6 protein-coding genes are annotated in these 5,584 nt (G+C 51.0%); all 6 read left to right on the forward strand.

Translation table 11 applies throughout. The annotated features are described in order from the left end of the window. Window positions 1-418 precede the first annotated feature (418 nt). The 6 genes from HRU10_14830 to HRU10_14855 all read left to right on the forward strand — a co-directional run bounded on the left by HRU10_14830 (window position 419) and on the right by HRU10_14855 (window position 5,527). Window positions 419-2,038, forward strand: coding sequence for a CTP synthase (locus HRU10_14830; GenBank protein ID NRA28507.1), 1,620 nt, complete (start codon window positions 419-421; stop codon window positions 2,036-2,038). Window positions 2,039-2,082: 44 nt separating this feature from the next. After that, entirely contained in the window at window positions 2,083-2,874 is a 792-nt protein-coding gene (gene kdsA, locus HRU10_14835) for a 3-deoxy-8-phosphooctulonate synthase (protein NRA28508.1), read from the forward strand. Between the two features lie 32 nt (window positions 2,875-2,906). After that, the gene (locus HRU10_14840; GenBank protein NRA28509.1) at window positions 2,907-3,539 is read left to right on the forward strand and encodes an NAD(P)H-dependent oxidoreductase; all 633 of its coding nucleotides are present in this window, start codon (window positions 2,907-2,909) and stop codon (window positions 3,537-3,539) included. 5 nt (window positions 3,540-3,544) lie between these two features. Beyond that, on the forward strand, window positions 3,545-3,766 hold the full coding sequence (locus tag HRU10_14845) for a hypothetical protein (protein ID NRA28510.1): 222 nt from the start codon (window positions 3,545-3,547) through the stop codon (window positions 3,764-3,766). A gap of 136 nt (window positions 3,767-3,902) precedes the next feature. Next, on the forward strand, window positions 3,903-4,577 hold the full coding sequence (locus HRU10_14850; protein NRA28511.1) for a DUF1449 family protein: 675 nt from the start codon (window positions 3,903-3,905) through the stop codon (window positions 4,575-4,577). Then, complete coding sequence (locus HRU10_14855) at window positions 4,574-5,527, forward strand: hypothetical protein (GenBank protein ID NRA28512.1); 954 nt, start codon at window positions 4,574-4,576, stop codon at window positions 5,525-5,527. Before HRU10_14850 ends, HRU10_14855 begins: the two co-directional genes overlap by 4 nt. Window positions 5,528-5,584 lie beyond the last annotated feature (57 nt).

Genomic DNA, 5,584 nt, shown 5'->3' on the forward strand with positions numbered 1-5,584 from the left:
TTGAACTGAGAGTTTCAGTCGCTGGTTTCTGTTTCTTTCCTTTCTGTTGATTGATTGGTTTATGTTTCGGGTTCCAAAGACATCCCAACTCAACGAGCTTTGGATGACGCCATGGGACCAGAAATGCGAAAAATTGACTTTGAGCTCAGATTAGAAACGTAGAGTGATGGCGTCAGCCGTTGCTTGACTCGAGCTTTGATCCGCACGAAGGCAATCGCTCTCGCGATCACCCTACTAAACATTAGTATGCCCCGCACTTCTGGTCACAACCAATTCTAATGTGATCTTCCGGGTATAATCACAAAACACTTCGCCTCTCCGATGTAAGACTGAATTTTCGTCCAAAGGCAATTCACCATTGCCATGCGAGGTTCCCTAAAAATCCTTATCGTTTTCGAGGATCTGAAGGAATCGCTGCATGAAGTATATATTCGTAACCGGGGGCGTCGTGAGCTCCCTGGGCAAAGGCCTAACATCTGCCGCTCTCGGAGCGCTTCTAGAGACACGGGGCCTCAGCGTGCGGCTCCAAAAATTTGATCCCTACCTGAATGTAGATCCGGGGACAATGAGCCCATTCCAACATGGCGAGGTCTATGTGCTGGATGACGGTGCAGAAACTGATCTCGACCTGGGACACTACGAACGGTTCACCCATTGCAAATTGTCACGCCTCAACTCGGTCTCTTCTGGCCAGATTTATGAGTCAGTTATCCAAAAGGAGCGCAAAGGTGATTACTTGGGGGCCACCGTCCAGGTTATTCCCCATGTGACAGACGAGATCAAAAATCGCATCACTGCTGGAGGTGATGGCGTAGATGTCGTTATCACGGAAATCGGTGGCACCATTGGCGATATCGAGGGCCTCCCCTTTCTAGAAGCAATGCGTCAATTTGCCCTAGAACGGGGACGTGATAATGTGCTGTTTCTTCACGTCACCCTGTTGCCCTACGTAAAGGCCGCCGGAGAACTCAAAACAAAGCCGAGCCAACAGAGCGTAGCAAAACTGCGCGAAATCGGTATCCAGCCTGACATCCTTGTATGTCGTAGTGAGCATCCCATTACCGATGATATGCGGCGGAAGTTATCCCTATTTTGTAACGTTCCGACCAAGGCGGTTATCGAAGAACTCGATGTCCAGCATTCTATTTACGAAGTACCCATCGAACTTGGTAAGGAAAAACTAGACGACCTCGTGGTCGATCACCTTCGCCTGGATGCTCCTGCAAAGCCTTACACAGAATGGGAACAAGTCGTCGAACGCCTCATTCATCCCAAGCACAGCTGCCGCATCGGCGTCGTGGGAAAATACATCGAGCTCCAGGACTCTTATAAATCGGTCTACGAATCCCTGACCCACGCAGGTATCGCCAACAATGCCAGTATCGAGCTGGAGCAGATCGACTCCGAAACGCTCGAGGAAGATACTGCCATTTTGGATACACTCGATGGGATTTTGGTCCCGGGCGGATTTGGTAACCGAGGGACTGAAGGCAAGATCGCCGCGGCACGCTATGCTCGCGAAAATGCAGTGCCCTACTTTGGACTCTGCCTAGGACTCCAAATCGCGACGGTCGAGTTCGCCAGAAACGTCGCCGGGCTCAAGGACGCAAGCAGCACTGAGTTCAACCCACACACTCCACACCCGGTCATCCACATCATGGAAGATCAGAAGGACGTGGAGGATAAAGGAGCCTCGATGCGTCTGGGCGCATGTCCTTGTAAGATTGAAGAAGAAAGCCACGCCTACGGCGCTTATTTTCGAGACTACGACAATGTCCCTCAGTCTCAAATCATCTACGAGCGCCATCGCCACCGTTTCGAATTTAACAACGCCTACCGCGATCAGCTCAGTTCGACCGGTTTGAAAATCTCGGGCACAAATCCCGAGCGCGACTTGGTCGAGATCGTTGAAGTCAGTGGACATCCATGGTTTGTCGGTGTCCAGTTCCACCCAGAGTTTCAATCAAAGCCCAACAAAGCGCACCCACTCTTTCGGGAGTTCGTCCGAGCAGCGCTCACGAACCAACAGCAAGCTTAGTCTTCTGCAAAGTTCTGCTCCACACCATCCAGCAGCCACTCATTATGATCTTCGATCCAGAAAAACTCCTCGTTATCGCCGGTCCATGCTCGCTGGAGACTCAAGAGCTCAGCTCGACTGTGGCCAGCAAACTGTTTCGCATCCAAAGCCGCTACCCTGATCTCAAAATCGTTTTCAAAGGTTCCTTTGATAAGGCTAACCGCACCTCACTCGACAGTGAACGCGGTCCTGGCCTGGATCATGGGTTAATCATACATCAGGCCCTCAAGGACCAATGGGGCATGCCCTGCCTCACTGATATTCATTCTGCGGCGCAGTGTGCTCCCGTCGCTGAAGTCTGCGATATCCTTCAAATCCCCGCTTTTCTCTGCCGCCAGACTGACCTGCTAGAAGCAGCGGCGGAGACCGGTGCGGTCGTCAACGTCAAGAAAGGCCAGTTTCTCTCTCCCTACGAGATGGAGTTCGTCATCAACAAACTCGAAGGCCTAGAGGCCAAAGAGATTTGGCAGACCGAACGCGGCACCACCTTCGGTTACCAAAACCTTGTCGTCGACATGCGCTCCTTCCCCATCATGAAGCAGTTCGGTCACCCCACCATCATGGACTGCACCCATGCCGTACAGATGCCGGGAGCGGGTGGCGGCAAAACCAGTGGGAAACGCGAATACGCACCCGTGCTGGCGCGTGCCGCTCTTGCCGCGGGAGCCGACGGGATCTTTATCGAAACGCACCCCGACCCCGACAACGCCATCTCTGACGGAGCCAATCAAATCCACCTCGACGACCTCGAAGACGTATTACAAAGCTGCCTTAAAATCTGGGCAGCGCTGCGTTGAATCAATTTTAGTCCATCCATCTTCCTTTTATCATGAAAACCACCCTCGAAGCCCAAGACTGGCGCTACGCCACGAAACAATTTGATCCGACGAAAAAGCTGACGGATGCACAAGTCGATTTGCTGAAGGAAACCCTCCGTCTCACACCTTCCTCCTTTGGCGTGCAGCCCTGGAAATTTGTTATGGTGGAGACTCCAGAGTTGCGTCAAAAGCTGGTCGAGCAAAGCTGGGGCCAGGCTCAGGTCGCGGATGCCTCGCACTTGTTTGTCCTCTGCCGACTGACCGAGATAACAGAAGAATGGGTACTCGCCTACATGGCAAATGCTGCCGAGACACGGGGTGTGCCACTGGAGGCAATGGATAGCTTCCGTGATGTCGTCCTTAACTTCATCAAAGGTTTAGACGACGAGCAAAAAGCAGATTGGATGAACCGCCAATCCTACATTGCACTCGGCAACCTGATGACGGTATGTGCCTACGAGGGGATCGATGCCTGCCCCATGGAAGGGTTCAACCCAGCGGGCTACTCCGAAGTGCTCAACCTACCCGAGCTTGGCCTGACCCCTGTCGTCGCCTGTCCCGTCGGATTCCGTTCGAAGGAAGACAAATACGCCGCCATCCCAAAGGTCCGCTTCCCCGCCGAGACGGTGCATCTCACCTTATAGGATTGATGTCTGAGATCCCCAACCTCACCGAACACATCGCCAAGCTGCGCGACCGCCAGCAAAACGCGATTTTTGGCCAAGAGCCCAAGCATCTCACCCCCAATATCCAAAATCCAGACCCCACGCGTAAATTGCGCTCATCGCCATTCTCCTGGTTCGCAGCAGGCGTCTTTTTTGTGCTCATTTCAGCGCAAATTATTGCGGCTCTATTTTTCTGGATTCGCTAAAAAGCAAGGGCCTATATTCTGCTGACGAAATCTAATGGTTTTAATTCTTATCGCTATCTTCGGATCAGGGGAATTCAGTTAGACTCAACACTTTTCTTCGCAAGAACTCCCCCCGATCCGTATAATTTGCGCGCATATGCTGGAACTACTCCAAGATTCCCTTCGAGTCTACAACTTCCTTTTTACCTGTCTACTTGGCCTCACACTATTCTATTGGTTGATGCTCATTGTCGGCATGGTAGATCTCGATCTCTTGTCTCCAGACGTCGATGTCGATGCTGATATCGATGTGGATATAGATCCAGATGTTGACTTAGATATGGATGCTCCTTCGAAGCCTGGAGCCGGTATACAAATTCTTCGCTTTTTTAATATTGGCGAGGTGCCTTTTATGGTGATTTTTTCCATTGCCATTATTCTGTCGTGGGCGGGAAGTGTAGTTTCAAATTACTATCTCAACCCATGGCACAGTCTTTTGCTCGGGCTTTTGATTGCTGGTTGTTCGTTCGTAATTTCTCTAATCCCCACCAAGCTCGCATCTTACCCCTTCGTCTTGTTATTTCGTCGCTTAGAAAGTAGCTCAAAGCATGCGTCACTTGAGGGGTCTATTGGCACCGTGCGCACCGCTGAGATCTCAGAAAAGTATGGCCAAATCGAAGTCATTGACAACGGTAGTCACATCATCCTAAACGCGCATCCTTTTCACGACACCGAACCGCTCAAAAAGGGCGATCGCGCACTCGTCATAAACTACGACAAAGCGCTTAAAAAATATGGTGTCAGTAAGATTAAACCCGAAGACAAGCTATGACCTCAACTCACCTCTCCTTCTTGTTCACCATGGCCATCTTGGACCAAATGCTTTGGATACTCATCGGCATCGGCGTCCTCTTTCTCGTCGGCATTATCGCGTTGGTCGTCAACAGCTACCGCAAAGTCGAGCAAGGCAAGGCGTTTATCCAAAACAGCGCCCTCAGGAACGAACCTAAGGTAAGCTTCACAGGAATGATGAACTTCCCAGTAATCCATAAGCTGGAAGAAATCGATATCGACCTCAAGATCATCGAAATCACCCGTAAAGGAGCTGATGGCCTCATCTGTAAGGACAACCTCCGCGCAGATATTTCGGTCCGCTTTTTCATGCGCGTGAATAAAACAGAGGAAGACGTAAAAACAGTCGCGCAGTCGGTCGGCTGCGTGCGGGCCTCAGACCCAGTCGCCCTTGCAGAATTGTTCGATGCAAAGTTCTCTGAAGCACTGAAGACGGTCGGAAAGCATTTCGAATTCGTCGAACTCTACACCAGCCGTGAGACCTTCAAGGACGAGATCATCAAGACTATAGGAACAGACCTCAATGGCTTTGTTCTAGACGACGCCGCAATCGATTACCTTGAACAGACTCCGCTCGAGCTATTGGACCCCAACAACATACTCGATGCCGAAGGGATCAAAAAGATCACTGAAAAAACCTCGGCCGAGCAGGTGCAAACAAATCAGCTCAATCGAGATCGCGAACGCACCGTAAAAAAACAAGATGTCGAAGCCCGTGAGGCCATTCTTGAACTTGAACGTCAGGAAGAAGAAGCATCTGAGAAACAGAAGCGCGAAGTATCGATCATACGCTCACGCGAGGAGGCAGAGGCTGCACGTGTTGCTGAAGAGCAACGACTCCGTTCTGAAAAGGCACGCATCGCTACGGATGAGGAACTCCATATTGCTGAAGAAAATAAAGACAGACAGGTTTTCACAGCCATCCCATAGGGATGCGCTAAAAAATTAAAAAGTGGTTGGCTTTGGCGGACTTCCGATCAAGGAAGT

Source organism: Opitutales bacterium, assembly GCA_013215165.1.
Classification (GTDB): Bacteria; Verrucomicrobiota; Verrucomicrobiia; order Opitutales; family JABSRG01; genus JABSRG01.